The organism is Sulfitobacter indolifex (assembly GCF_022788655.1).
Classification (GTDB): Bacteria; Pseudomonadota; Alphaproteobacteria; order Rhodobacterales; family Rhodobacteraceae; genus Sulfitobacter; species Sulfitobacter indolifex.
Genome location: NZ_CP084951.1, coordinates 3114572 through 3139827 on the forward strand (window position 1 = coordinate 3114572; position 25256 = coordinate 3139827).

Below are 25256 nucleotides of genomic sequence, written 5' to 3' on the forward strand. Positions count from 1 at the left end.
CCGTTGGTCGGAGCCCTTTTTCATTTCCAGCCCGCCCACGCAACGCTTGGCAGCCCCTTGTTTTGATCCTAACAGGGATCAAAGCGCCTGAGCGCTTGGGGAGGGCAAATGACGTTATTTGATATCGCGATCCTAGTGATCGCAGCCTTCGGTGCGGGGGTGCTAAACACCATCGCCGGGGGCGGCACGTTTCTAACTTTTCCGGCACTGGTCTTCACCGGAATGCCCCCCGTGGCGGCCAATGCAACAAGCGCCGTGGCGGTGTTTCCGGGCTACCTTGCCGGGGCATTCGGCTTTCGCAATGAGCTGGGCGGATTTGACCGCAAGCGGCTTTTGCGGCTTAGCCTCATTACACTTTCGGGCGGGGCTGTCGGCTCTGGCCTGCTGCTGGTCTCCTCTAACGAGGCCTTCTCCATTGTCGTGCCCTTCCTCTTGCTCGCCGCGACGCTGGCCTTCCTTTTGGGCGACCGCATCCGCGCTTTCGCCGCCGCCCATGCCCGCGCTGTAACGCCCCAAGGCGCGCTCGGGCTTTTTGCGGTCAGCGTCTATGGCGGCTACTTCAACGGCGGTTTGGGCATCGTGCTGCTGGCCCTCTTCGCGCTTTGGGGGATGACCGATCTGCACGGAATGAACGGGTTGAAAAACGGGCTGAGCTTTGTGCTCTCGTCGATCTCCGTTGCCGTCTTTGCACTGGCCGGGCTGGTCGCATGGCAGCAAGCACTGCTGATGATGCTGGCCGCCACGGCGGGCGGCTATGCTGGTGCACCGCTGGCCCGGGCGCTGCCGAAACAAGCGGTGCGATGGCTGATCGCCGCCATCGGCTTTGGCATGAGCGCGGTGTTCTTCTGGCGGCTTTTCGCAGGCTAGCCGAGCACACGCACCGCGCCGCTTTCGGGATCGAAAAGCACCAAGGGCTGGTCCGCGCTTTCGATCCGGCCCAACCCCATGTGATCGCGCAACAGCGCCAGCGGCCCCGAGATCGCCCGCGCCAGTGCCATCTCCAACGGCTCCCCCACCGCGTGGGTCAGCGTATAGACCGCGCGGCCCATCTCCAAATCCGCCCCTGCCAAAGTGCCGTCCGCCAAGGTCAGTTGCCCGTTGGCCCGGTAAACCTCGCGCCCGTTCAACGTAAAGCTTGTGATATCCGATCCCGCCGTCGCCATGGCGTCGCTGACGAGGAAAATCCCCTCCGCCTTGGCTGCCAGCGCATTGCGGATGCTGGCGGGATGCACATGGATGCCGTCGGCAATCAGCCCCGCGTGGACCCCCTCACAGGCCAACGCAGCCCCGACCAAGCCCGGCGCGCGGTTGCCCATCTGGCTCATCGCGTTGAATAAATGCGTGACGCAGCAGGCACCCGCATCGAAGGCAGCCATACAGGTCTCATAATCCGCGTCACTATGGCCGAGCGAGACGATCACCCCCGCCTTAGACATCGCGCGGATCTGCGCGTTGCTGGTGTTTTCGGGCGCGACCGTGACCATGAGGTTCGGCAAGCGCGCCGCCGCGCGCAGGATCAGGGCTAGGTCAGCGTTGGTCATCGGGCGGATCAACGCCCCGTCATGCGCGCCCTTGCGCGCGATCGACAGATGCGGGCCTTCCAGATGGAGCCCGATGATACCCGGGACCGCTTCGACAATGGCCGCTACGGCTGCCTCGATGGCCGCTTCGGTTTTGTCAGGCGTGTCGGTGATCAAGGTAGGCAGGAAGCCAGCCACCCCTGTACGGCGATGCGCCTCAGCGATGCGGCGCAGGGTGGCCACATCGGGGCTGTCGTTGAACATCACCCCACCGCCGCCATTGACCTGAAGATCGACAAAACCGGGGCAAAGCACGCCTGCTGCCAACCGCTCCGTCGCCGTGCCTTCCGGCACCTCCTCGGGGGTGAGGATACGGCGGCTACCATCTTGCATCAGCGCCAGCACCTTGCCGGGGTGCAGGTACTTCCCGTCGTGGATGTCGACCCCGGTAAAAACCTTCACGAACTCGCGCATGGCAAAGTCTCCCCCGCTGCGGCCTTGCAGACCAGTTGAAACGCCCCATCGAGCGCCGAACCCCGCGCTGCGATCTGACCCGTCAAATGATCTCTCGGCAGGAACCGCGCGTAATGCGGGCCGATCCCGCCCAGCAAACAGAGCGGATCACCGGGCTTGAACTCCAGCGCTTTCAGCGCGCGGGTGTAATAGGCCGCGCCTTCGTGCATTAACGCCTCAGCATGGCGGTCCCCGGCCTCTGCCGCCGCGATGACTTTTGGCGCGAATGCCGCGTAATCTCCGGGGTGCGCCGTCAGGCTGAAGGCCACGAAGGCATCAGGATTATCGCCAAAATCCGCCATCAAAGCGCGGGTCAGATCGCTATGCGGCAACAACCCGTCATAGCATTGCAGCGCACGGTCTAGCGCCCCCCGCCCCAGCCATGCGCCCGACCCCTGGTCGGCCAGATGGAACCCCCAACTCCCGACATAGCGAAAGCCTGCGCCATCCGTTGCCGCCACAATCGTGCCCGTGCCGATGGCCAGCACCCAGCCCGCCACGCCTTCGCCAAGCGCGCCAACGACGCAGGCCGGGCGGTCATCATCAGCAATGATCCGGGCGTAGGGCAGTGCCGCGCGCAGACGCGCCTCGTCCCGCGCCACATTCATCCCTGCAAGGCCGACAAATGCAGTGGCATTCTCAAGCGCCGAGAGGGGCAACCCCGCCTCCGCTGCAGCCTCCTCAACCGCGCCGCGTACATTCACTAAGGTATGGTCAGGGTCATTACCGATATTCGCACGCCCCCCGGATGCACGGCCAAGAATGCCATCACGCTGCGTGCCAATGGCGGCGCGGCAACCGGTGCCACCGCCGTCCACGGCGATCAAAAGGGGGGCGGAAATGCTCATGCGATACTTCTAGGCGAGGTGCCGGACGAACGGAAGTGCGCGCCGTGCGCCGATTTAATTCACCGCAATATAATGCCAGATTGAACTCCCCCTAGCGCCAGCCTAACGTCGCCCCCATGGCCCTGCCCGTCGAAACCTTTTTCCTGCGCCCCGATGCGCAAGGCACCCTGCAGCAGCAGATCCAACAGATGATCGCTCAGGGCATCCTTTCCGGTCGGTTTCAACGGGGCGAGAAACTGCCCTCGACCCGCAAACTCGCCGCTCACCTCGGCGTCAGCCGGATCACGGTGACCATCGCCTATACTGAACTGTTGGCCAACGACTACCTCACCTCAGCCGGGCGGTCGGGCTATTTCGTCTCAGACAACGCCCCCGCGCCCCCGGCCTTTGCCCCCCGCGCCGAGGCGGATGACGCCATCGACTGGACCCGCGCCATCGGTCAACGGTTCAGCGCCAATGGGCTGGCCGCCAAACCGCAGGATTGGGCCAGCTACCGATACCCTTTCATCTACGGCCAAGCCGACCCGACGCTTTTTGACCACGCGAACTGGCGGCTTTGTGCGTTGCAAGCCTTGGGCCAGCGCGACTTCACCTCGATGACGACCGACTACTACGATCAGGACGACCCGCAACTGATCGAATTTATTGCCCGCCACATCCTGCCCCGGCGCGGTGTCTCGGCCCGGCCCGAGCAAATCTTGATCACCCTCGGCGCGCAGAACGCCCTATGGCTAACCGCCCAAGTGCTGCTGACCCAACGCCGCCGCGCCGTGTTGGAAGACCCTTGCTATCCGGCGTTGAGCGGCATCCTCAGCCAATCGCGTTGCCACATCACGCCGGTGCGCGTGGATCAAGATGGCCTCCCGCCCGAGGCGATCCCCCCCGATACCGATGTGATTTTTACCACGCCCAGCCACCAATGCCCGACGAATGCGACCATGCCGATGGACCGCCGCCGCGCGCTTTTGTCCCGCGCCCGCGAGCTAGAGGCGCTGATCGTCGAAGACGACTATGAGTTTGAGATGTCCTTCCTCAAACCCGCCTCTCCCGCGCTCAAATCGCTCGATGATGAGGGAAGGGTGATCTATGTCGGCAGCTTTTCCAAATCGCTCTTCCCGGGGCTGCGGCTGGGCTATCTGGTAGGCTCTGAGCCGTTCATCCGCGAAGCCCGCGCGCTGCGCGCATCCGTGCTGCGCCACCCGCCGGGGCATATCCAGCGTACCGCGGCCTATTTCCTGTCGCTCGGCCATTATGACGCCCTCATTCGCCGCATGGGGCTGGCGCTACACGAACGCCGCCGCGTGATGGAAGAGGCGCTTGAGACGCATGGTTTGCGGGTGTCGGGCCGTGGGGCTTATGGCGGATCGTCCTTCTGGATGCGCGCACCAGAGAGTGTGGACACGGCGCAACTGGCCGAAAACCTGCGCGCGCGTGATGTGCTGATTGAGCCGGGCCACGCCTTTTTCGCGGGCGAAGAGAAGGCGACGAATTACTACCGGCTGGCCTATTCCTCCATCCCCGCCGCGCGCATCGGGGAAGGGGTTGGTCTGATTGCCCAAGAGATTGACCGCCTGCGCTGATCTGGCCCTAGGGCTGGGCCACTTCTGGCCCTAACCCCCGCCCGCGCCTGCCCGTAATTTGCTCGCAGCCTTGCCCCCACGCCCAAAGGATCGCCCCATGAAAATGACCACCGAAGAAGCCTTCGTCAAAACCCTTCAGATGCATGGGATCGACACGGCCTTTGGCATTATCGGCTCTGCCATGATGCCGATCTCTGACCTGTTCCCCGCCGCCGGGATCACCTTCTACGACGGTGCGCATGAGTGTAATTCTGGCATGATGGCCGACGGCTTCACCCGCGCCTCGGGGCGGATGTCGATGATGGTGGCACAAAACGGGCCGGGCATTACCAACTTCGTGACGCCGGTCAAAACCGCCTATTGGAACCACACGCCGCTGCTGTTGGTCACCCCGCAGGCGGCGAACAAAACCATTGGTCAGGGCGGCTTTCAAGAGGTCGAGCAGATGGCGCTCTTCCGCGATATGGTCGCCTATCAAGAAGAAGTGCGTGACCCCACCCGCATCGCCGAGACGCTGAACCGGGTGATCTTGCAGGCGAAACGCCACTCCGCCCCGGCGCAGATCAACATCCCGCGTGATTTCTGGACCCAAGTGATCGACATCGACTTGCCCGCCATAGTCGAGTTTGAACGCCCCTCAGGCGGCGAGACGGCCATTGCCGAAGCGGCAGAGCTCCTTTCGAACGCCAAATTCCCGGTGATCCTGAACGGCGCGGGCGTGGTGATCGGCGGGGCAATTGACGACGCGCGCAAGCTGGCCGAACGGCTCGATGCGCCTGTCTGCTGCGGCTACCAGCACAATGACGCCTTCCCCGGCTCGCACCCGCTGTCGGTCGGGCCGCTGGGCTACAATGGCTCCAAAGCGGCGATGGAACTGATCGCCAAGGCCGATGTCGTGCTGGCGCTTGGCACGCGGCTGAACCCCTTCTCGACCCTGCCGGGCTATGGCATCGACTATTGGCCCAAGGACGCCAAGATCATTCAGGTCGACATCAACCCTGACCGCATCGGCCTGACCAAGAAGGTCAGCGTTGGCATTGTCGGCGACGCGGGCAAGGTGGCCCGCACGATCCTTGACGGGCTGAGCGACAGCGCCGGCGACGCGGGCCGCGAAGAAAGGCGCAACCTGATTGCGCAAACCAAATCCGCGTGGGCGCAGGAACTCACCTCGATGGATCACGAGGAAGACGACCCCGGCACCACATGGAACGAACGCGCCCGCGACCGCGAGCCGGAAAAGATGTCCCCCCGCATGGCATGGCGCGCGATCCAGAAGGCGCTGCCGAAAGAGGCGATCATCAGCTCTGACATCGGCAACAACTGCGCCATCGGCAACGCCTATCCGACATTTGAAGCGGGCCGCAAATACCTCGCGCCGGGCCTCTTTGGCCCCTGCGGCTATGGTTTTCCGGCGATCTGCGGGGCCAAGATCGCCTGCCCTGACGTGCCAGTGGTGGGCTTTGCCGGGGACGGTGCGTTTGGCATTTCGATGAACGAGATGGTCAGCGTCAGCCGCGACGACTGGCCCGCTGTGACCATGGTGATCTTCCGCAACTACCAATGGGGCGCGGAAAAGCGGAACACGACGCTGTGGTTCGATGACAACTTCGTCGGCACCGAACTCGCGCAGGACGTGAGCTATGCTGGCGTGGCCAAAGCCTGCGGCGTCGAGGGCGTGCAGGTGTCATCGATGGACGAACTGACCGACGCTTTGGACCGCGCGGTCAAGGCGCAGATGGAAGAGGGCAAGACGACCTTCATCGAAGTGCTGCTGAACCAAGAGTTGGGCGAGCCCTTCCGCCGCGATGCGATGAAGAAGCCTGTCTCTGTCGCCGGGATCAGCCGGGATGACATGCGCCCGCAACGGGTCTGAGCCATGGCGCTGGTGCTCGTCGTCAACGCGGGATCGTCGTCAATTAAGACGGCGGTCTTTGACGGTGGGTTGAACGAGCGTCTGCGGATTGAGGCGCAGGGCATCGGCCAGACCGGCGCGCTGCTTCTGGGAGACGCTCCGCCGGTGCGCCTTGATCTGCCTGACCACCAGACCGCCTTCCGCGCCATTCTGGACGGGCTGCGCCAAAAAGGGATTTCTGGCGCTGACCTGACGGCCGCCGCCCACCGTGTCGTGCATGGCGGCCCTAATCTGGCCGAGACAACGACAATCACGCCTGCCGTCCGAAGCGCCATCGCCGAGGCTCAACCGCTGGCCCCACTGCACAATCCGCACCACCTCGGCGCCATCGACGCGCTGGCAGCGCTCCTGCCCGACCTGCCGCAGGTCGCCGCCTTTGATACCGGCTTTCACCGCAGCAACCCCGATGTCGCCCGCCGCTATGCTCTGCCCGACCGGGCAGAGACCGCCGCCCTGCGCCGCTATGGGTTTCACGGCATCAGCTATGAAAGCCTCGTACAGAATTTCCCTCAGACCACGGGCGCAGACCTCCCCCGCCGCCTGCTGGCGCTGCATTTGGGCAATGGCGCATCGCTCTGCGCGATCCTTGAGAGGCAATCGGTTGCCACAACCATGGGTTTTTCGCCGCTCGGCGGGCTGACCATGGGCACCCGAGCGGGTGAGATTGACGCGGGCGCGGTGCTGCATCTGGTGCGCGATGTCGGGCTGGAGGAGGCCCAAACACTGCTGCATCACGAAAGCGGATTGCTGGGCCTCTCTAATGTCACCGCCGATATGCGGCAACTGGCTGAGACCGATACAACCGCCGCCCGCTTCGCCCGTGAGCATTTCTGCTACTGGATCACTCGGCAGGCGGGGTCGATGATCGCTGCCATGAACGGGATCGACGGCATCGCCTTCACCGGAGGTATCGGCGAAAACGATTCCGAGGTGAGGGAAAAGGTTCTTGCAAACCTTAGCTGGGCGGGAAATATTCCCAATTGGATCATCCCCGCCGCCGAAGAGAAACATATCGCGCGCCAAGCGCTCGCCTTGCTGAAAGACCCAGCCCACCCATGACGCATTCCCAGCCGCCGCTTGATCTGTCGCCCAAGGTCTCGGACGAGGTTCGCAAGACCACCTGCTACATGTGCGCCTGCCGCTGCGGCATCAACGTGCATATGAAAAAGGGGAAGGTCGCCTATATCGAAGGCAACCGCGACCACCCGGTGAACCAAGGCGTGCTCTGCGCCAAAGGCTCTGCGGGGATCATGCAACACAACTCTCCCGCGCGGCTGCGCAACCCGATGAAACGTGTGGGCCCGCGCGGTTCCGGCGAGTTTGAGAGCATCAGCTGGAAAGAGGCGCTGCAGATCGCCACCGACTGGCTGGAGCCGCTGCGCCGCGAAGCGCCCGAAAAGCTTGCGTTCTTCACCGGGCGCGATCAGTCGCAGAGCTTCACCTCGCTTTGGGCGCAGGCTTTCGGCACGCCGAACTACGCGGCCCACGGCGGTTTCTGCTCGGTCAACATGGCCACCGCTGGCATTTACACGATGGGCGGTGCGTTTTGGGAATTCGGCCAGCCCGATTGGGATCACACCAAGCTGTTCATGCTGTTCGGCGTGGCCGAGGACCATGACAGCAACCCGATCAAGATGGGTCTGGGCAAGCTGAAGAAGCGCGGCGCGCGGGTCATCGGGGTGAACCCGATCCGCACCGGATACAATGCCATCGCCGATGAATGGGTCGGCATCACGCCCGGCACCGATGGGCTGTTTATCCTGTCGCTGATCCACTGTCTGATGAAGGCTGGGCGCATCGATGTGGATTACCTCGCCCGTTACACCGACGCCCCAGTGCTGCTGAACAGCGATCCGAAATCGCCGGAGTATGGCCTGCAACTGCGCGATGAGGACGGCAAGGCGCTAGTGGTCGACCGCAAGACCGGCAAGCTGACCCCCTTCGATCAGCCCGGCGTGCGCCCTGACCTTGCCGCCACCTACCGCACAGCAGGCATTACGCACCGCCCGATCTTTCACCAGATGGCCGAGCAATACCTTGGTGAGGACTACACCCCCGAAGCCGTAGCCGAGCGCTGTGGCATCCCCGCGCCGCGCATCCGCGCCATTGCCGCCGAACTGGCCCGCGTCGCCTTTGACGAAGCCTTTGAGCTTGAGCACGAATGGACCGACTTCCGCGGCGAGCATCACAAGACGATGACAGGCCGCCCGGTCTCTTTCCACGCCATGCGCGGCATCTCGGCCCATGCCAATGGGTTTCAAACCTGCCGTGCGCTGCATGTGCTGCAGATCATCCTCGGCACCGTCGAAGTGCCAGGCGGTTTCCGCTTCAAACCGCCCTACCCCAAGCCTGCCACGGCGCACCCCAAACCACATTGCAAAGCCACCCCCGATGCGCCGCTGGATGGGCCGCACCTGGGCTTCGTGCATGGCCCGGATGACCTAGCGCTAAAGGCCGACGGCAGCCCGGCGCGGATCGACAAGGCGTTCACATGGGAAAACCCGATGTCGGCCCACGGGCTGATGCATATGGTGATCTCAAACGCCCATGCAGGCGATCCCTACAAGATCGACACGCTGTTCATGTATATGGCGAATATGTCGTGGAACTCGTCGATGAACCCCGGCGGGGTGATGGAGATGCTGACTGACACCGACGAGAATGGCGAATACGTCATCCCTCGGATCATCTACTCCGATGCCTATTCCTCGGAGATGGTGGCCTATGCGGACCTGATCCTGCCCGACACGACGTACCTTGAACGGCACGACTGTATCTCACTGCTCGACCGCCCGATCAGCGAGGCCGACGCCGCCGCCGATGCGATCCGTTGGCCCGTGGTAGAGCCGAACCGCGACGTGCGCGGCTTTCAGTCAGCGCTCTGCGATCTCGGGGCGAAGCTCGGCCTGCCGGGTTTCGTGAACGACGATGGCAGCCAGAAATACAAAGACTACGCCGACTACATAACCCGTCACGAACGCCGTCCGGGCATCGGCCCGTTGGCCGGGTTCCGGGGCAAGGACGGCAAGGATGTCGGACGGGGGGAGCCAAACCCCGAGCAGATTGACCGCTACATTGAGAACGGCGGCTTCTTCGTCAATCATATCCCGGAGGGGGCGAACTACTACAAGCCGTGGAACGCTGCCTATCAGGATTGGGCCGTGGGCATGGGCATCTATGACGCGCCGCAGCCCTACCTCTTTTCGCTCTACGTCGAGCCGCTGCGGCGTTTTCAATTGGCCGCCGAAGGTCATGGCAAACGCCAGCCCCCCGACCACCTGCGTGAACGGATCAAGCAGACCATGTCGCCCCTGCCGATCTGGTATGAAAGTGATCCGCAAGGCGCTGAGGGCTATGGCGTCCACGCGCTGACCCAACGCCCAATGGCGATGTACCATTCGTGGGGCGGCCAAAACGCATGGCTGCGCCAGTTGCACGGGCACAATCCGCTCTACCTGCCCACCGCGATCATGCGCGCCAAGGGGCTGCAAGACGGCGACTGGGCGCGCGTGACCTCTCCGCACGGCGGGATCACGGTGCCGGTGATGGAGATGGCGGCCCTGAACCCCAAAACGGTCTGGACATGGAACGCCATCGGCAAACGCAAAGGCGCATGGGCGCTGGACAAGGACGCGCCCGAGGCGACCAAAGGCTTCTTGCTGAACCACCTGATCCACGAGTTGTTGCCACCCAAGGGCGATGGGTTGCGGTGGGCCAATTCCGACCCGATTACCGGTCAGGCCGCGTGGTTCGACCTCAAGGTGCACATTGAGAAGTCCGACGCCCCAGCAGAGTCGCAGCCAGAAATCCCGGCGCAGCGCTCTCCCGTCCCGCCCGCGCCGCAGGACATTGCGTGGAAGGTGGGCAAATGACCGCCTCCCTCTGCTCCGCACCGCTTAAGACCCCTCAGGACATCCAGCCATGACCACGCTCCCACAACAGACCGACCGCAAACTCGGCCTTGTGATCGACCTTGATACCTGTGTCGGTTGTCATGCCTGCGTGATCTCCTGCAAAGGCTGGAACACCGAGAACTACGGCGCGCCACTGTCAGACCAAGACGCCTATGGCGCGGACCCGTCGGGCACCTTTCTTAACCGCGTGCACAGCTATGAGGTTCAGCCCGAAGCGGGTGCCGCGCAGCTCGTGCATTTCCCGAAATCCTGCCTACACTGCGATGACGCGCCCTGCGTCACCGTCTGCCCCACGGGAGCGAGCTACAAGCGCGTCGAAGACGGGATCGTTCTGGTCAATGAAAGCGACTGTATCGGTTGTGGTCTCTGCGCCTGGGCCTGCCCCTACGGCGCGCGTGAGATGGACGTGGCCGCAGGTGTGATGAAGAAATGCACCCTCTGCGTCGACCGTATCTATAACGAGAACCTGCCCGAAGAAGACCGCCAACCTGCCTGCGTGCGCACCTGCCCCGCTGGCGCGCGACACTTTGGCGATCTTGGCGATCCGGAAAGCGCGGTAAGCCAATTGGTGGCCGAGCGCGGCGGTGTGGACCTCATGCCCGAGCAAGGCACTAAGCCGGTCAATAAATATCTGCCGCCCCGCCCGCGCGATCAATTGCAAAGCGCAGAGGACAGCGGCAAGATTGACATATTGGCGCCCTTCCTTGCCCCCATCGACAGCGGCCCCAAGGGCTTCCTCGGCTGGCTTGACCGCACTCTGGAGAAGCTCTGATGCATCCGGCACCTTCTGTTATCCTGTTCAGCAGCCTGTCGGGGCTCGGCTTTGGCCTGCTTGCATGGCTCGGCATCGGCCTACCTACCGTGACCGGCTGGGTGGCCTTCGTTTTCCTCGCGCTGGCTTACCTTTTGGCCGTGGGCGGGCTGATCGCATCGACATTCCACTTGGGCCATCCGGAACGCGCGCTCAAGGCGTTTACCCAGTGGCGCAGCAGTTGGCTCAGCCGTGAGGCTTGGGCCTCGGTCGCGGCCCTGCTGACCATGGCGGCCTATGGCGCGGGGCTGGTGTTTTACGACACGCGGCTTTGGCCGCTGGGGCTGATCGGCGCGGCGCTGTCATTGCTGACGGTGCTGACCACGGCGATGATCTATACGCAGATGAAGACTGTGCCCCACTGGCATAGTGTCATGACGCCGCTAAACTTCTTGTCACTTAGCATTGCGGGGGGCGCGGTGCTGGCCGGGCAAGTGACCGCGGCGATGCTGCTTCTCACGCTGGCGGGCGTGGTGCAGATCGTCACATGGTGGCGCGGGGATCAGGCGCTGGCGGCCTCGGGCACCGATATCGCGACGGCGACGCGGCTCGGCAATATCGGCAGCGTCCGCGCCTTTGAGCCGCCGCATACTGGCAGCAACTATCTGCTGCGAGAGTTCGTTTATCAGATCGGGCGCAAACACGCGCTGAAGCTGCGGGTGATCGCGATCACGCTGATGGTGCTGCTGCCACTGCTGCTCTTGCTCTCGCCCGTGTTCCACCACCTCGCCGCTGCCCTCGCGGTGCTCAGCCATGCAGCGGGGGTGCTGACCTCGCGCTGGCTGTTCTTCGCGCAGGCGGAGCATGTGGTCGGGATTTACTACGGCAAACGCTGAATGCAAAAGAGGGGGTGTCTCCACCCCCTCTTGCATTCCAATTCACAGCTTAAAAAGCAGTTTTAATTCATCAAACCCGCGTGGCGCAGACCCGCATCGACCAGTTCTTTGGTCGGGTCCGTCAACTCTGTCAGCGGCAAGCGCACCTCGTCCGAGCAGAGGTCCAACCGCGACATGGCGTATTTCACGCCCACCAGCCCCGGCTCGGTAAAGATCGCTTTGTGCAGCGGCATCAAACGGTCCTGAAGCTCCAACGCCTTGGCGTAATCGCCCTCTAGGCAGGCCGCCTGCATCTGCGCGGAAAGACGCGGTGCGACATTGGCAGTGACCGAGATACAGCCAACACCGCCTTGGGCGTTGAACCCATGCGCGGTCGCGTCTTCGCCGGAAAGTTGGATGAAATCTTTGCCACAGGTGATGCGCTGGTCGCTGACCCGAGCGAGATCACCAGTCGCGTCTTTCACGCCGACTATGCGCGGCAGTTGAGCCAATTCGCCCATTGTTTCGGGCGTCATATCCACGACCGAACGGCCGGGGATGTTGTAAATGATGATCGGCAGGTCGCAGCAATCATGCACGGCGGTGAAATGGGCGATCAACCCGCGTTGGGTCGGCTTGTTGTAGTAGGGCGTGACCAACAGCAGCGCGTCTGCGCCGACTTTCTCGGCGTGGCGGGCAAGGCGGATGCTCTCGACCGTGTTGTTGGACCCGGCCCCGGCAATAACCGGAATGCGGCCCGCGACAGCTTTGACGACTTCATCAACGACGGTTTCATGCTCGGCATGGCTCAACGTCGGGGATTCGCCGGTGGTGCCGACAGGGACAAGCCCGCTCGACCCTTCGCCGATGTGCCATTCGATAAGTTTTTTCAGCGTATCCAGATCCAGCGCGCCGTTGCGAAACGGCGTGACGAGGGCAGGCAGAGAGCCTTTGAACATGTGCACGCTCCTTGTTGTGCTGGCCGGGATAAACCGGACTGGATGAGGGCTTTCGCTAACGCAAAGGTTTGATAAACGTTGCCGTAGCCATATGTTGCAAGGCTCTAGCCCCGGAGACGTAGGAAATGCAAGCGATGACGCGCCTGATGGCGATTCTCATAAGTGTTTTTGTCCTGACCGTGCCTGCCGAAGCGCAGCGCCCGCGCCCCTTAGGGTGGGCGATGGACGCCATGCGGACAGGCAATTGGGACTCTGCCGCGATACTTGCTGCCCGCGATGGGCAGGTTGCCGCCGATGTGATTGAATGGCACCGGCTGCGCGCCGGGCGGGGCACCTATGCCGAAGCGCGCGATTTTCTCGCCCGCAGGCCTGATTGGCCGGGCGAAGAGTACCTGCGCAAACAAACCGAAGAGGCCGTGATCGAGCAGCCCGCCAGCGACATACTGGCGTTCTTTTCGGCCATGGCACCACAGACCCCGCGTGGGGTGCTCGCCCATGCCAAGGCCCTGATCGACAGCGGCCAGCGCGGTGAAGCCGAGGCGAACCTCGTTCTGGCTTGGCGCACGATGCCAATGAACGCCACCAGTCAGGCGCTGTTTATAGACGCCCATGGCAGCCTTCTGGCCCCGCATCATGCGGCGCGGCTCGAAGAGATGCTTTGGCAGCGCGAGCATTCCGAAGCGCGGCAGATGTTCGATTTGGTCTCAAGCGCCGACAAGGCACTGGCCGAGACCCGCATCGCCCTGCAAAAGCTTGAAAGTGATGTGAACACTAAGATCGACGCCCTGCCCGCGGCTAAGGCAGATGCGCCGGGGCTGGCGCATGACCGCTTTGAGTGGCGCATCCGCAAAGGCTTCCGTGACGAGGCCAAAGACCTGCTGCTGCAGCGTTCCACCTCTGCTGCGGCTTTGGGTCAGCCCCAAGCGTGGTCCAACCGCCGCCGCGCCATGGCGCGCGATGAAATGCGCAACGGCGAGCCGCAGACCGCCTATAAAATCGCATCACAACATTTCCTGACCAGTGGGTCGGACTTTGCCGACCTCGAATGGCTTTCGGGCTATCTCGCCCTGCGGTTCTTGAAGGACCCGGTAACCGCTCTGGGCCATTTCCAAAAGCACGACGGCGCTGTGGAATCCCCCATCAGCCAAGGCCGCGCCGGATATTGGCAGGGCCGCGCGCTTGAGGCGATGGGTGATGCCGAAGGGGCGGCCAAAGCCTATGCCATGGGGGCGAAATTCCAGACCTCTTTTTACGGCCTGCTGGCTGCTGAACGCGGCGGCATACCGTTCGACGAAAAGCTGAAGGGCACCCCGCCCGCCCAAGACTGGCGAACCTCGCCGCTGGCGCGCGCGCCCTTGTTCGAAGCGGGGCTGCTGTTGCAGGCCTCTGGCGAGCTATCCACGGCTGAGCGTTTCTGGACCCATTTGACCGAACAACTCGTGCCCGATGACGTCGCCCTGTTGGGCCAAGCCGCCATCGACGTGGGCCGGCCGCATCTCGCCGTGATGATCGGCAAACGCGCGGCGCAGCGCGGGCTGGAAGTGCCTGCGCCCTATTACCCGCTGCACGCCCTTGCCGAGAGAGACCTGCCGATGGCGACCGAGATGACCCTCGCGATCGCCCGCCGCGAAAGCGAGTTTGATCCGGACGTGCAAAGCGGCGTTGGCGCGCGGGGGTTGATGCAGATCATGCCTGCCACGGCCAAAGACGTGGCGCGCGATCTGGGCATCTCAAGCCAGCATACGACAGATCGGCTGACCGCCGATCCCGTCTACAACGCACGTCTGGGGGCCACTTACCTGTCGCAAATGGCGGGGCAGTTTGATGGCAATGTCGCGATGATGTCAGCCGCCTATAACGCCGGGCCAAGCCGTCCGCGCCGCTGGATGGCGACCTATGGCGACCCGCGCAAAGGCGAGATCGACATCGTCGATTGGATAGAAATGATCCCGTTCCGCGAAACCCAGAACTACGTGATGCGCGTAACCGAAAGCCTGCCCGTCTATCGCGCGCGCCTGGGAAAAGACCCGTTGCCGATCCCCTTTAGCGAGGAATTAACCGGGTCGACGCTGAAGGCGTTCGCGCCATAGGGTAAAAAGCCCCGCAGCCACAATCATGCCTGCGCCCAGCACAACGCTTGGGCGCAGCACCTCGTTAAAGGCCGACAGGCCGATGATCACAGTGAAGATCAGCTGGGTATAGGCGAAGGGTTGCACAGCGCTCGCCTCGGCAACCTCATAACACCGGATCAGCAGCCAATGGCCCGTGACCCCGGTGATGCACAGCGTGCCCATCAGCAGCCAGTTGCCCGGCGTCATCGGCTCCCAGAACCAGACGCCCACGGCAGTCATCACCACCGCGCCGGTCACCCCGGTCCAAAAGAAACTCGTCGCCGTGTTATCGCGCCGCGCGACGTAGCGTGTCAGCAACCCGTAGACGGCAAACATTCCCGCCCCTGCCAGCGGGATCGCGGCGGCAGGGTCCACAACCCGAAGCCCCGGTTGCAGGATCACAAGCACACCGATGAAGCCCACACCAATCGCCGCCCAACGCCGCCAGCCGACCTTTTCGCCCAAGATCGGCCCCGACAGCGCTGCCACCAGCAGCGGATAGCAGGTAAAGACGGCATGGCTTTCGACCAGCCCAAGGATCGTGAAGCCAAGCACCATTGTGCAAATTTGCGCCGACAACAGCACGCCGCGCAGGATTTGCACCGCAGGCTGGGTGGTGGCGGCGGCTTTTCGGATGCCGCCCGCTTTGCGCAGCGCCAGCGCGATAACGAAAGCGGCGAAGAACCAATAGCGGATCATCACCACCATCAGCACGTTGTAATTTTCAGCCAAATGACGTGACAGCCCATCTTGGACGGCAAAGACCATCGTCGTGGCGACCATCAGCATAATGCCGAGCGGGATGTTGTTGGACTGGCTCATAGCGGCATTTGCGCCCGGGTCATGTGGCGCTTGCGGCCATAACCGGGGATGCGGGTGACCTCGAAACCGCCAGCGCTGAGCGCGCGGCGGACGAAGCCAGCGGCGGTATAGGTCGCGGCGGTGCCACCGGGCGCGGTGTGGCGGGCAACCTCGGCCATCAGATCATCGCCCCACAGTTCGGGGTTCTTGGCCGGGGAAAATCCGTCAAGAAACCACGCATCGGCCCGCCCCTGCCATGTGGGAAGGGTCTCTCGCGCATCGCCGATGATGATCTCTGCCCGCAAACCCGGCAGTTCAAACACGCCGCCCGTCCCATTCCACGCCGCTGTCAGCCCATCGCGCCGCCCGTCGAGCGCGGGGAAGGCCGCATGGGCCTGTGCCATATCTTCGGGGCGCATCGGGTAGGCTTCGAAACTGGTGAAATGCAGGGGCCCCTCATGGCCCGCCTGCATCCAAGCATCCCATGCCAACAGCAGGTTCAGCCCGGTGCCGAAGCCCAGCTCTGCAATATGAAAACCGGGGCGATAACGCTCGGGCAGATCATTGCCCGCCAGAAAGACATAGGCGGTCTCCGCCGCGCCATCTTCGAGGCTGAAGTAGGGGTCATCAAACTGGGTCGAGACCGGCACGTGGCCCTCTCGCCAGCTGATCTGGGCATTCTGGTCTGGCACGGTACGTCCTGCTAGAGGGGGAGTGAAGTCGCGCAGACACTGCGCAAGCTGGCGGGGAATGGCAATGGTGGATGTAACCGTAAGAGGAGCCGGGATTTTCGGCCTTTCAGTGGCTTGGGCCTGCGTATTGCGCGGTGCATCGGTGCGAGTGGTAGACCCTGCCGGGCCAGCAGCAGGCGCGTCGGGCGGGATCGTCGGCGCACTTGCCCCGCATGTGCCAGAGAATTGGAACGCCAAGAAAGCGTTTCAGCTCGAAAGCCTGCTCAGCGCTGAAGCGTTTTGGGACGAGGTTGCGGCCACAGGTGGCGGTGCGCCGGGGTATATCCGCAGCGGGCGTCTGCAGCCTGTCGCGGATGAAGCGGCGCTGGCCCTCGCCCGACAGCGGGAAGCCACGGCGGCGGCGCTTTGGCAAGGCCGCGCGCGGTGGGAGGTTATCCGCGCCGAGGATAGCGATTGGGCCCCCGCAAGCCCCACCGGCTGGCTGATCCGCGACACGCTGAGTGCACTCGTCCACCCGCGCCACGGCTGCAACGCACTGCTCGCCGCATTGGCGGCAAAGGGCGTCGAGATTATCAGCGAAGCCCCGGATCAAGGCAAAGTCCTTTGGGCCACGGGCGTGGCTGGGCTGGAGGCGCTCAACACAGGTCACCCACGTCTGGTCGGCGCAGGCATCAAGGGGCAAGCCGCGCTGTTGCAACTAGACCAAGGCGGCGCGGCGCAACTCTTTGCCGATGGGGTCCATGTCATCCCGCATCTTGACGGCACGGTCGCCGTAGGCGGCACAACCGAGCGAGACTATGACAGTCCAGACAGCACCGATGCGCAGCTAGATGCGGTGATCGCCAAGGCCCGTGCGGCTGTGCCTGCCTTGCAGGACGCGCCGGTGATCGAACGCTGGGCCGGGCTGCGCCCCCGCAGCCGCAGCCGCGCTCCGATGCTGGGCGCATGGCCGGGCAATCCGGGGCATTATATCGCCAATGGTGGCTTTAAGATCGGTTTCGGCATGGCGCCCAAAGTGGCGCAGGTGATGGCCGATCTGCTTCTCGAAGGGCGCGACACGATCCCCAATGGGTTCCGGGTCAGCGATAACCTTTGAGGCGACGAAAAACCCCGGCCACTGGCCGGGGTTCACTGTCATTTCCAAAGCGCCGTAGCTTAGCGCGCGTTGGGGAGGATCACGATCTCGACCCGACGGTTCTGAGACTTACCTGCAGCACTCAGGTTGCTCGCAACCGGCTGGCTCTCGCCGCGACCGAATGTCTGCAAACGCTGCTGCGGCACGCCGTTAGACAGCAGGATATTACCCACGGCCTGCGCCCGACGCTCGGAAAGCTGCTGGTTGTAAGCGGCTTCGCCATCGCTGTCGGTGTGGCCAACAACCTGCAGAGTGGAGTTCTGGTAGATGTTCACGTTCTGCGCCAATGCGGCCAGATCGTCACGCAGACCAGGGGCAACGCTCGTGCTGTCTGTCGCGAACAGGATGTCCTGCGGCAGGGTCACGATCAGACGGTCGCCGGTGTTGGTGATCACCACACGGCTGTCCATCGCGGCGCGCAGCTCGGCCTCTTGTTTGTCGAGCGAGTAACCAACGCCCGCACCAATCGCGCCACCGACCAATGCGCCCTTCACGGCCGCTTCGGTACGGTTGCCATCGCCTTTTGACAGCGCACCAGCAAGGGCCCCGACGCCCGCACCGATCAAAGCGCCGTTCTTAGTCCGCTGGTTGGGGTCACCATTGCCGGGCTGCAGTGGCTGCGTACACGCACCCAGTGTCATCGCGCCGGCCAGAGCGGCGGCCAAAGTCATCTTCGAAGAAATCATGTCTACTGCCTTCATGTTTGCGGGCCCCGTTCGGGCGGGGCATCTGAACGTGAACGCTATATAGTCGCTCAAGGTTCCCGCGAACATTACATATAACGGCTGTTCGGCAGAAACCCGCCCAGATTAGCTGATCTACGCCTCTGCCCGCGCGGCTTCGAACGCCAACATGGCGCGCTTTACCGGCAGCCCCCAATGGTAGCCGCCCAAGCCGCCGCTCTTGCGTAACGCGCGGTGACAAGGGATGAGCCAACTCACCGGGTTGCGCCCAACGGCGGTGCCCACGGCGCGGACCGCACGCGGGCTGCCGACCGTCTCGGCGATTTCGGAATAGGTGGTTACCTGCCCCGAGGGGATGCTCAGCAGCGCCTCCCAGACCTTGATCTGAAACGGAGCGCCAATAAGGTAAAGCGGCGCTCTGGCATCTGCGTCTTTTTGCATCCCAAAAGCAGTGTCGACCCAAGGGCGCAGGCGCACAGGCGCCTCGACAAAATCGGCCAAGGGCCAGCGGCTGCAAAGATCAGCCATCGCCGCGTCCTCTCCTACTTCGGATGACAACGCCAATCCACAGATGCCTTTGTCGGTGCCCATCACCAGCGTCGGGCCAAAGGGGCTGTCGAACCACCCCCAATAGATCGTGAGCCCTGCGCCTTTGCGGGCAAACTCACCGGGGCTCATCGCCTCCCAGCGCAGGAAGAGGTCATGCAAACGTCCGCTGCCTGACAGACCCAACTCATGCGCCGCCGCCAGCGTCGTGAAATGATCGCGCAGCATCAGCTTGGCTTGATCCAGCATCAAATACTGCTGGTAGCGCTTGGGCGAGACGCCCACCCAGCGCGAAAACAGCCGTTGGAAATGCGCCGCAGACATGCCCATCTCGCCCGCGATCCAATCCAGTTGCTTTGGGTCTTCGGCCTCATCAATCAGGGCGATGGCGCGGCGCATCACTTGATAGTGGTAGCCCTGATCTTCGGGTGCGGGGGATATGTCTGTGATCTGTGTCATGGCTTGAAGATACGCGCACCCCTGCCCCCGCGCGACCCGTTTCTTGCGCCAACGTAAAGCAAGCCCCGCCCCTGCTTGCCCTGCCGCGTCATTCATCGCATACCCACGCCCATGGCCCGCCAACTAGATTACCATACCATCCGCGAGATTTTCGCACGCTTCCAGCAGGCCGAGCCTGAGCCCAAGGGCGAGCTGGAGCATGTAAACGTCTATACACTGGTCGTCGCCGTGGCGCTGAGCGCGCAATCGACCGACGCAGGCGTGAACAAGGCTACACGCGAGTTGTTCCAAATCGCCGACACCCCGCAGAAGATGCTCGATCTGGGGGTCGACGGGGTAATTGACCACATCAAGACCATCGGCCTTTATCGCCAGAAGGCAAAGAACGTCATCAAGCTGAGCCAGATCCTCGTCGATGAGTATGACGGCGAAGTACCCAATTCCCGCGCGGCGTTGCAATCGCTGCCGGGGGTGGGCCGCAAGACGGCGAATGTCGTACTCAACATGTGGTGGGAACAGCCCGCGCAGGCCGTCGACACCCATATCTTTCGCGTCGGCAACCGCACCGGCATCGCACCGGGCAAGACGGTGGATGCGGTGGAACGCGCCGTTGAGGACAACATCCCCGCTGATTTTCAGCGCCATGCCCACCACTGGCTGATCCTGCATGGCCGCTATCATTGCAAGGCACGCAAACCGCTGTGCCGCACCTGTATCATCCGAGACCTGTGCCAATACGAGGACAAGACAGAATGACCCAATACGAAGTGGTTGGCATCGGCAACGCCGTCGTCGACGTGATCTCCCATGCTGATGACGCATTCCTTACCGGCAACGGCATCGAAAAAGGCATCATGCAGTTGATTGAACGTGACCGCGCCGAAGACCTTTATGCCGCGATGCAGGACCGTTTGCAGACCCCCGGCGGATCGGTCGCTAATACTGTTGCAGGCGCGGGCGCGCTGGGGCTGAAGACTGCATTCATTGGCCGGGTGCGTGATGATGAGTTGGGCCAGTTCTATGCCAAGGCGATGACCGACATCGGCATCGATTTCGTGAATGCCCCAGTGGCAGAGGGTGAAAACCCAACCTCGCGCTGCATGATCTTTGTCACGCCGGATGGGGAGCGCTCGCTGAATACCTATCTTGGGATCTCCACCGGGCTCACCTCAGACGATGTGCCGCAATCGGTGACCTCAAAGGCCAAGCTGATGTTCCTCGAAGGATATCTCTTTGACCATGATGCCGGCAAAACCGCCTTCCGCGAAGCCGCGCGCGCAGCCTCTGCTGGCGGCGGCATGGCGGGCATCGCTATTTCCGATCCCTTCTGCGTCGAACGCCACCGGGACGACTTTCTTGATTTGATCGAAAATGATCTGGGCTATGTCATCGGCAATGAAGCCGAAATCCGCGCCCTGTGGGAAACAGACGATACCGAAGTGGCATTGGCCAAGACCGCCGATATTTGTCCGCTGGTGGTCTGCACCCGTTCTGGCGACGGGGTTACGCTGATCCGCGGCGAAGAGCGTGTCGATGTGCCGGTTGAGAAAGTCGTGCCAGTCGATGCCACCGGCGCAGGCGATCAGTTTGCGGCAGGGTTCCTCTATGGCCTAGCCACGGGCCGCGATCTGGAAACCTGTGGGCGCATGGGCAACATCTGCGCGGGCGAAGTCATCCGGCATATCGGCCCCCGCCCCCAGACCGACATCATGGCCCTGTTCAAAGCCGAAGGCTTGGTCTGATGATCGAAAGCGGCTTTCACGATGTCGCCCCCGGCAAACTGGCCGTGGTGGTGACGCATCTTGAGATGCACGCCAAACCCGCCCTTAGCGAAGTGCCCTTGCCCGAAGGTGTTACCTTTCGGCAGGTCACCCCGTCGCCCGACTGGTTCCGCGATATCTTTCGCCGGGTGGGAACAGATTGGCTGTGGTACGGGCGACTAAAGCTAGATGACGCGGCCCTCACCGCGCTCTTGCAAGACCCTGCGCGGGACTTCTACACGCTGATGCGCGATGGCAAAGACGAGGCTTTGCTGGAGCTAAATTTCCCAAAAGACGGCAGCTGCGAATTGGCCTATTTCGGGCTGACCTCTGCGCTGATCGGCAGTGGGTCGGGCCGGTATCTGATGAACCAAGCGATTACGCTGGCATGGGAAAAGCCGATTACCCGGCTGCATCTGCACACCTGCACCAATGACAGCCCGCAGGCGCTCGGCTTCTACGTGCGCTCGGGGTTCACCCCCTTTCGCCGTCAGGTCGAGGTTGACGATGATCCCCGCCTGACCGGCCTGTTGCCGCGCAATGCCGCGCCGCAGGTTCCTTTGATTGAGGGCTAAACCGCTACCGCCGGATCAGCGAACCGGCGTGCAGTCCGCCCCTTGGAAACACGCGATCACCTTGTCGACCATCGCGGGCTTGGGCGATCCAAAGAGGTCGCCGCCGCAAGGGTTGCTCTCAAGCATATAGGCGCCATCGGCACCGCGTTCGAGAAAGGCCAGAACGTCGCCCTCTTCGGCAGAGCCGCACCACGGGCCGTAGCACAGGACGTTCAGCATCAGTGGCTGTTCAAAGGGCACGTCAAAGCCCCCCTCGGAAAGCGCCTTGCCGCTGATTTTGGCCGAGATCGGCGTCTCTTCGGGCGGGTTGATCGCGACGGTGCCGCCTTTTGGCAAGACGCTGGCATCAAAGGTCAGACGCCCCTGCACCACGACGTAGCTCTCTTCGGCCTTGGCCGCCCGCTGATAGGTCGCCTCAACCGAGTGAGGCAGACAACTAAGCGCAAGTGCGGGCAGCGGGGCCATGGTGGCGAGAGCGCAGGCAATGGTCCGTATCATAACTTCTCCTCAAACTCTTTAAGAACCGCCGCATAGACCGCGCGTTTGAACGGTACGATGTTCGCGACCAGTTGATCTGCGGGCATCCAGCACCATTCCGAGAACTCAGGCTCAGCGGTGGCGATATTCACCTGAGCGTCCTGCCCAAGAAAACGCATGAGGAACCATTTCTGTTCCTGCCCCCGATACCGCCCCTTCCAGATGTTGGGCACCAGTTCATGCGGCAGGTCGTAGGGCAGCCAGCTTGAGGTCTCGGCCTCGACCTCTACCAGATCGCGGGGGATGCCGGTCTCTTCCTCCAACTCGCGCAGGGCCGCATCACGTGCAGCCTCTCCCTTATCCACCCCGCCTTGGGGCATCTGCCACGCATCCTGATTCCGGTCGCGCCGCTGGCCGACAAAGACTTTGCCATCGGCGTTCACCAACATGACGCCGACGCAAGGGCGGTAGGGCAGTTTGGCAATCTCTTCGGGGGTCATGATAGTATCTTCTCCATTTCAAAGCGGTCCAGATATTCACCCGACCGCGCGACGCGCTCTGCCGCGATAACACGAAAGCCCATCGCCTCAAAGACAGGGCGCGCCATGAGGCTAGCGTGGGTGTAGAGGCGGGGCTCGCCTGTTTCGTAAGAGGTCCGTTCAACCTGCCCATAAAGCGCGCGAAAAACACCCTGACCCTGCGCAGAGGCGGCGATAAAGGCCAAGTCGATATAGCCTCCCGCATACGCGATGAAGCCGAGGACCCGCCCCGCCCGTTCGGCCACTATGACCTGCTGTTCGGTTAACTTGGCCGACCACAGCGGCCCCTGCGGGGGCGCAGGAAGCCATCCGGCCCGTTCCGCCGTGCTATAAACGCTTGGGCCGTGGTGGATTGCATCGAACATCACCTGCCCCAATGCGTCATGATCCGCCGCCACCGCCCTGCGCAGCTCTACCTTTGCCGGCTCCATCTGACACCTTTTCCTTGCCCCACCGTGAGCATCCCACTTGACGCGGCGTTTCTCGTGACTTGCTGAACCATTTCCGATGGTGTCACAGTGACCCAGCCCACCCAGAAAGGTAAAGCCATGTCCGATTATCCCCACCTGCTTGCCCCGCTCGACCTTGGTTTCACCACCCTGAAAAACCGGCTGCTGATGGGGTCGATGCACACCGGGCTGGAAGAGACACAGGACTGGAACCGCGTGGCAGAGTTCTACGCCACCCGCGCACGGGGCGATGTGGGGCTGATGGTGACGGGCGGCATTGGGCCGAACCCCGAAGGCTCCGTCGCCCATGGCGCGGCAATGATGGTCAGCCAAAAGGACGTGGACAACCACAGCATCATCACGCAGCGCGTGCATGAGGCGGGTGGCAAGATTGCGATGCAAATCCTGCACGCGGGCCGCTATGCCTTCTCACCTGATTGCGTGGCCCCAAGCGCGATAAAATCCCCGATTTCGATGTTCGCACCCAAGGAACTGGACGAAGAAGGCATCGAGAAACAGATCGCCGACATCGCCGCCTGCGCCTTGCGCGCCCGTGAGGCAGGCTATGACGGAGTCGAGATCATGGGGTCAGAGGGGTATTTCCTGAACCAGTTCCTCGTCACCCAGACCAACAAGCGCACCGACCGCTGGGGCGGATCATATGAAAACCGCATGCGCCTGCCGATCGAAGTGGTGCGCCGCGTGCGCGAGACCGTGGGCGAAGATTTCATCCTGATCTACCGTCTGTCGATGATTGACCTGATCCCAAACGGCTCGACCTTTGAGGAGGTCGTTCAACTGGCACAGGAAATCGAAAAAGCCGGGGCCACGATCATCAACACCGGCATCGGCTGGCACGAGGCGCGCATCCCGACGATTGCCACCTCCGTCCCCCGCGCGGCCTTTGCTTGGGTCACGAAAAAGCTGATGGGTAAGGTCGGCATCCCGCTGATCACCTCGAACCGCATCAACACGCCTGAGGTGGCCGAAGAGGTGCTGGCGACAGGCTGCGCCGATATGGTGTCCCTCGCCCGCCCGATGTTGGCAGACGCCGACTTCCTCGCCAAAGCCAAGGCGGGCAAGGCCGACCAGATCGCGCCCTGCATCGCTTGCAACCAAGCCTGTCTGGATCACACCTTTGGCGGCAAAATCTCTACCTGCCTCGTGAACCCCCGCGCCTGCTATGAAACGGAACTGCGGATCGAACCGGTGGCGGCGGCGAAAACCGTCGCAGTCGTCGGCGCGGGACCAGCGGGCCTGTCCGCTGCAATCACAGCCGCAGAGCGCGGCCACAAGGTCACCCTGATGGACCGCGCCTCCGAGATCGGCGGACAGCTTAACCTCGCCAAACAAGTCGCGGGCAAAGAAGAATTCTGGGGCTTGGTCGATTGGTATCGCACCATGCTGGCGACACAGGGCGTGACCGTGCAGCTGGAAACCGAAGCCACCGCCGACGCGCTGAGCGGCTTTGATGAGGTTATCATCGCCACGGGCGTTGTGCCGCGTGACCCGCAAATTCCCGGTCAAGACGGCAGCAATGTCGTCAGCTACATTGACGTGCTGAACGGCACCGCCAAGGTCGGCCATCGTGTCGCTGTGATCGGCGCGGGTGGGATCGGCTTTGACGTCTCCGAACACCTTGTCCACGACGGCGAAAGCAGCACGCTGAACCTGCCCGAGTGGATGCGCGAATGGGGTGTGACCGATCCCGGCGAACACCGCAGCGGCCTTGCGCCCGAAGGCCCGCAACCGCCCGCCCCTGCGCGCCAGATCACCATGCTGCAGCGCAAGACCAGCAAACCCGGCAAAGGCTTGGGCAAAACGACAGGCTGGATCCACCGTGCTTCGCTTACCATGCGCAATGTGCAGATGATCGCCGGGGTGAATTACGAAAAGATCGACGATTCCGGGCTGCACATCTCTTTTGGCGAGGCACGAGAGAAGCCCACGCTGATCGAAGCAGACACCATCGTGCTCTGCGCCGGGCAACTCTCTGACCGCAGTCTTGCCGACACGCTGGAAGCGCGCGGTGTCACCTGCCACGTCATCGGCGGCGCGGATGTGGCGGCAGAGTTGGACGCGAAACGCGCGATCAACCAAGGCACGCGATTGGCTGCCGCGCTTTGACCCCCTGTTGCGCGCGCCCTTGCACCCGGC

23 protein-coding genes are annotated in these 25256 nt (G+C 62.9%); 13 read left to right on the forward strand and 10 right to left on the reverse strand.

Translation table 11 applies throughout. The features are described 5' to 3' along the window. Positions 1 to 108 precede the first annotated feature (108 nt). The gene (locus DSM14862_RS15295) at positions 109 to 867 is read left to right on the forward strand and encodes a sulfite exporter TauE/SafE family protein (RefSeq protein WP_007118182.1); all 759 of its coding nucleotides are present in this window, start codon (positions 109 to 111) and stop codon (positions 865 to 867) included. Here DSM14862_RS15295 and nagA read toward each other — a convergent pair. Further along, positions 864 to 1994: an N-acetylglucosamine-6-phosphate deacetylase gene (gene nagA / locus DSM14862_RS15300; RefSeq protein ID WP_007118183.1), complete on the reverse strand. Its 1131-nt coding sequence runs from the start codon at positions 1992 to 1994 to the stop codon at positions 864 to 866. The two genes, DSM14862_RS15295 and nagA, sit on opposite strands and share 4 nt — an antisense overlap. Further along, positions 1979 to 2881 carry a BadF/BadG/BcrA/BcrD ATPase family protein gene (locus tag DSM14862_RS15305; RefSeq protein WP_007118184.1) on the reverse strand — a complete coding sequence of 301 codons (903 nt, stop codon included), beginning with the start codon at positions 2879 to 2881 and terminating at the stop codon, positions 1979 to 1981. The genes nagA and DSM14862_RS15305 overlap by 16 nt, the downstream gene beginning before the upstream one ends. 116 nt (positions 2882 to 2997) lie before the next feature. Between DSM14862_RS15305 and pdxR the strand changes: the two genes are divergently transcribed. From pdxR to DSM14862_RS15335, 6 genes are all read left to right on the forward strand, one after another. Beyond that, positions 2998 to 4461 carry a MocR-like pyridoxine biosynthesis transcription factor PdxR gene (gene pdxR, locus DSM14862_RS15310; RefSeq protein WP_007118185.1) on the forward strand — a complete coding sequence of 488 codons (1464 nt, stop codon included), beginning with the start codon at positions 2998 to 3000 and terminating at the stop codon, positions 4459 to 4461. Between the two features lie 97 nt (positions 4462 to 4558). Continuing rightward, positions 4559 to 6334, forward strand: a complete 1776-nt coding sequence (gene xsc, locus DSM14862_RS15315; protein WP_007118186.1) for a sulfoacetaldehyde acetyltransferase — start codon at positions 4559 to 4561, stop codon at positions 6332 to 6334. Positions 6335 to 6337: 3 nt separating this feature from the next. Then, positions 6338 to 7432, forward strand: a complete 1095-nt coding sequence (locus DSM14862_RS15320; protein ID WP_007118187.1) for an acetate/propionate family kinase — start codon at positions 6338 to 6340, stop codon at positions 7430 to 7432. Further along, complete coding sequence (locus DSM14862_RS15325; RefSeq protein WP_007118188.1) at positions 7429 to 10245, forward strand: molybdopterin oxidoreductase family protein; 2817 nt, start codon at positions 7429 to 7431, stop codon at positions 10243 to 10245. The genes DSM14862_RS15320 and DSM14862_RS15325 overlap by 4 nt, the downstream gene beginning before the upstream one ends. Positions 10246 to 10294: 49 nt before the next feature. Beyond that, positions 10295 to 11059, forward strand: coding sequence for a 4Fe-4S dicluster domain-containing protein (locus DSM14862_RS15330; protein WP_007118189.1), 765 nt, complete (start codon positions 10295 to 10297; stop codon positions 11057 to 11059). Continuing rightward, complete coding sequence (locus DSM14862_RS15335) at positions 11059 to 11934, forward strand: dimethyl sulfoxide reductase anchor subunit family protein (RefSeq protein ID WP_007118190.1); 876 nt, start codon at positions 11059 to 11061, stop codon at positions 11932 to 11934. Before DSM14862_RS15330 ends, DSM14862_RS15335 begins: the two co-directional genes overlap by 1 nt. A gap of 62 nt (positions 11935 to 11996) precedes the next feature. Here DSM14862_RS15335 and dapA read toward each other — a convergent pair whose 3' ends face one another. Beyond that, positions 11997 to 12872, reverse strand: a complete 876-nt coding sequence (gene dapA / locus DSM14862_RS15340; protein ID WP_007118191.1) for a 4-hydroxy-tetrahydrodipicolinate synthase — start codon at positions 12870 to 12872, stop codon at positions 11997 to 11999. Positions 12873 to 12997: 125 nt separating this feature from the next. Between dapA and DSM14862_RS15345 the strand changes: the two genes are divergently transcribed. Beyond that, positions 12998 to 14962, forward strand: a complete 1965-nt coding sequence (locus DSM14862_RS15345) for a lytic transglycosylase domain-containing protein (RefSeq protein ID WP_007118192.1) — start codon at positions 12998 to 13000, stop codon at positions 14960 to 14962. Here the strand turns inward: DSM14862_RS15345 and DSM14862_RS15350 are convergent. Both DSM14862_RS15350 and mnmD read right to left on the reverse strand, forming a co-directional pair. Next, positions 14927 to 15805 (reverse strand): DMT family transporter, encoded by an 879-nt coding sequence (locus DSM14862_RS15350; protein ID WP_007118193.1) that lies wholly within the window; start codon positions 15803 to 15805, stop codon positions 14927 to 14929. The two genes, DSM14862_RS15345 and DSM14862_RS15350, sit on opposite strands and share 36 nt — an antisense overlap. Further along, positions 15802 to 16476 (reverse strand): tRNA (5-methylaminomethyl-2-thiouridine)(34)-methyltransferase MnmD, encoded by a 675-nt coding sequence (gene mnmD, locus DSM14862_RS15355; protein ID WP_007118194.1) that lies wholly within the window; start codon positions 16474 to 16476, stop codon positions 15802 to 15804. Before mnmD ends, DSM14862_RS15350 begins: the two co-directional genes overlap by 4 nt. Positions 16477 to 16534: 58 nt before the next feature. Here mnmD and DSM14862_RS15360 point away from each other — a divergent pair, with 58 nt between their 5' ends. Continuing rightward, positions 16535 to 17572, forward strand: a complete 1038-nt coding sequence (locus DSM14862_RS15360; protein WP_007118195.1) for an NAD(P)/FAD-dependent oxidoreductase — start codon at positions 16535 to 16537, stop codon at positions 17570 to 17572. Positions 17573 to 17631: 59 nt separating this feature from the next. Here the strand turns inward: DSM14862_RS15360 and DSM14862_RS15365 are convergent, their stop codons facing one another. Beyond that, the gene (locus DSM14862_RS15365; RefSeq protein WP_007118196.1) at positions 17632 to 18297 is read right to left on the reverse strand and encodes an OmpA family protein; all 666 of its coding nucleotides are present in this window, start codon (positions 18295 to 18297) and stop codon (positions 17632 to 17634) included. Positions 18298 to 18429: 132 nt separating this feature from the next. Continuing rightward, positions 18430 to 19299, reverse strand: a complete 870-nt coding sequence (locus tag DSM14862_RS15370; RefSeq protein ID WP_007118197.1) for a methylated-DNA--[protein]-cysteine S-methyltransferase — start codon at positions 19297 to 19299, stop codon at positions 18430 to 18432. Positions 19300 to 19410: 111 nt separating this feature from the next. Between DSM14862_RS15370 and nth the strand changes: the two genes are divergently transcribed. Genes nth through DSM14862_RS15385 form a run of 3 tightly spaced genes read left to right on the forward strand, consistent with a single transcriptional unit; the run spans position 19411 to position 21634 of the window. Continuing rightward, positions 19411 to 20055 carry an endonuclease III gene (nth, locus tag DSM14862_RS15375; RefSeq protein ID WP_007118198.1) on the forward strand — a complete coding sequence of 215 codons (645 nt, stop codon included), beginning with the start codon at positions 19411 to 19413 and terminating at the stop codon, positions 20053 to 20055. Next, complete coding sequence (locus DSM14862_RS15380) at positions 20052 to 21041, forward strand: adenosine kinase (RefSeq protein WP_007118199.1); 990 nt, start codon at positions 20052 to 20054, stop codon at positions 21039 to 21041. Before nth ends, DSM14862_RS15380 begins: the two co-directional genes overlap by 4 nt. Next, positions 21041 to 21634: a GNAT family N-acetyltransferase gene (locus tag DSM14862_RS15385; RefSeq protein ID WP_007118200.1), complete on the forward strand. Its 594-nt coding sequence runs from the start codon at positions 21041 to 21043 to the stop codon at positions 21632 to 21634. Before DSM14862_RS15380 ends, DSM14862_RS15385 begins: the two co-directional genes overlap by 1 nt. Positions 21635 to 21649: 15 nt before the next feature. Here DSM14862_RS15385 and DSM14862_RS15390 read toward each other — a convergent pair whose 3' ends face one another. Genes DSM14862_RS15390 through DSM14862_RS15400 form a run of 3 tightly spaced genes read right to left on the reverse strand, consistent with a single transcriptional unit; the run spans position 21650 to position 23081 of the window. Further along, positions 21650 to 22132 (reverse strand): hypothetical protein, encoded by a 483-nt coding sequence (locus DSM14862_RS15390; protein ID WP_007118201.1) that lies wholly within the window; start codon positions 22130 to 22132, stop codon positions 21650 to 21652. After that, positions 22129 to 22611 (reverse strand): RNA pyrophosphohydrolase, encoded by a 483-nt coding sequence (locus tag DSM14862_RS15395; RefSeq protein WP_007118202.1) that lies wholly within the window; start codon positions 22609 to 22611, stop codon positions 22129 to 22131. Before DSM14862_RS15395 ends, DSM14862_RS15390 begins: the two co-directional genes overlap by 4 nt. Beyond that, positions 22608 to 23081 carry a GNAT family N-acetyltransferase gene (locus DSM14862_RS15400; protein WP_007118203.1) on the reverse strand — a complete coding sequence of 158 codons (474 nt, stop codon included), beginning with the start codon at positions 23079 to 23081 and terminating at the stop codon, positions 22608 to 22610. Before DSM14862_RS15400 ends, DSM14862_RS15395 begins: the two co-directional genes overlap by 4 nt. Before the next feature lie 117 nt (positions 23082 to 23198). On the opposite strand from DSM14862_RS15400, the gene DSM14862_RS15405 reads away from it, so the two are divergent. Continuing rightward, complete coding sequence (locus DSM14862_RS15405) at positions 23199 to 25226, forward strand: NADPH-dependent 2,4-dienoyl-CoA reductase (protein ID WP_007118204.1); 2028 nt, start codon at positions 23199 to 23201, stop codon at positions 25224 to 25226. Positions 25227 to 25256: the final 30 nt, after the last annotated feature.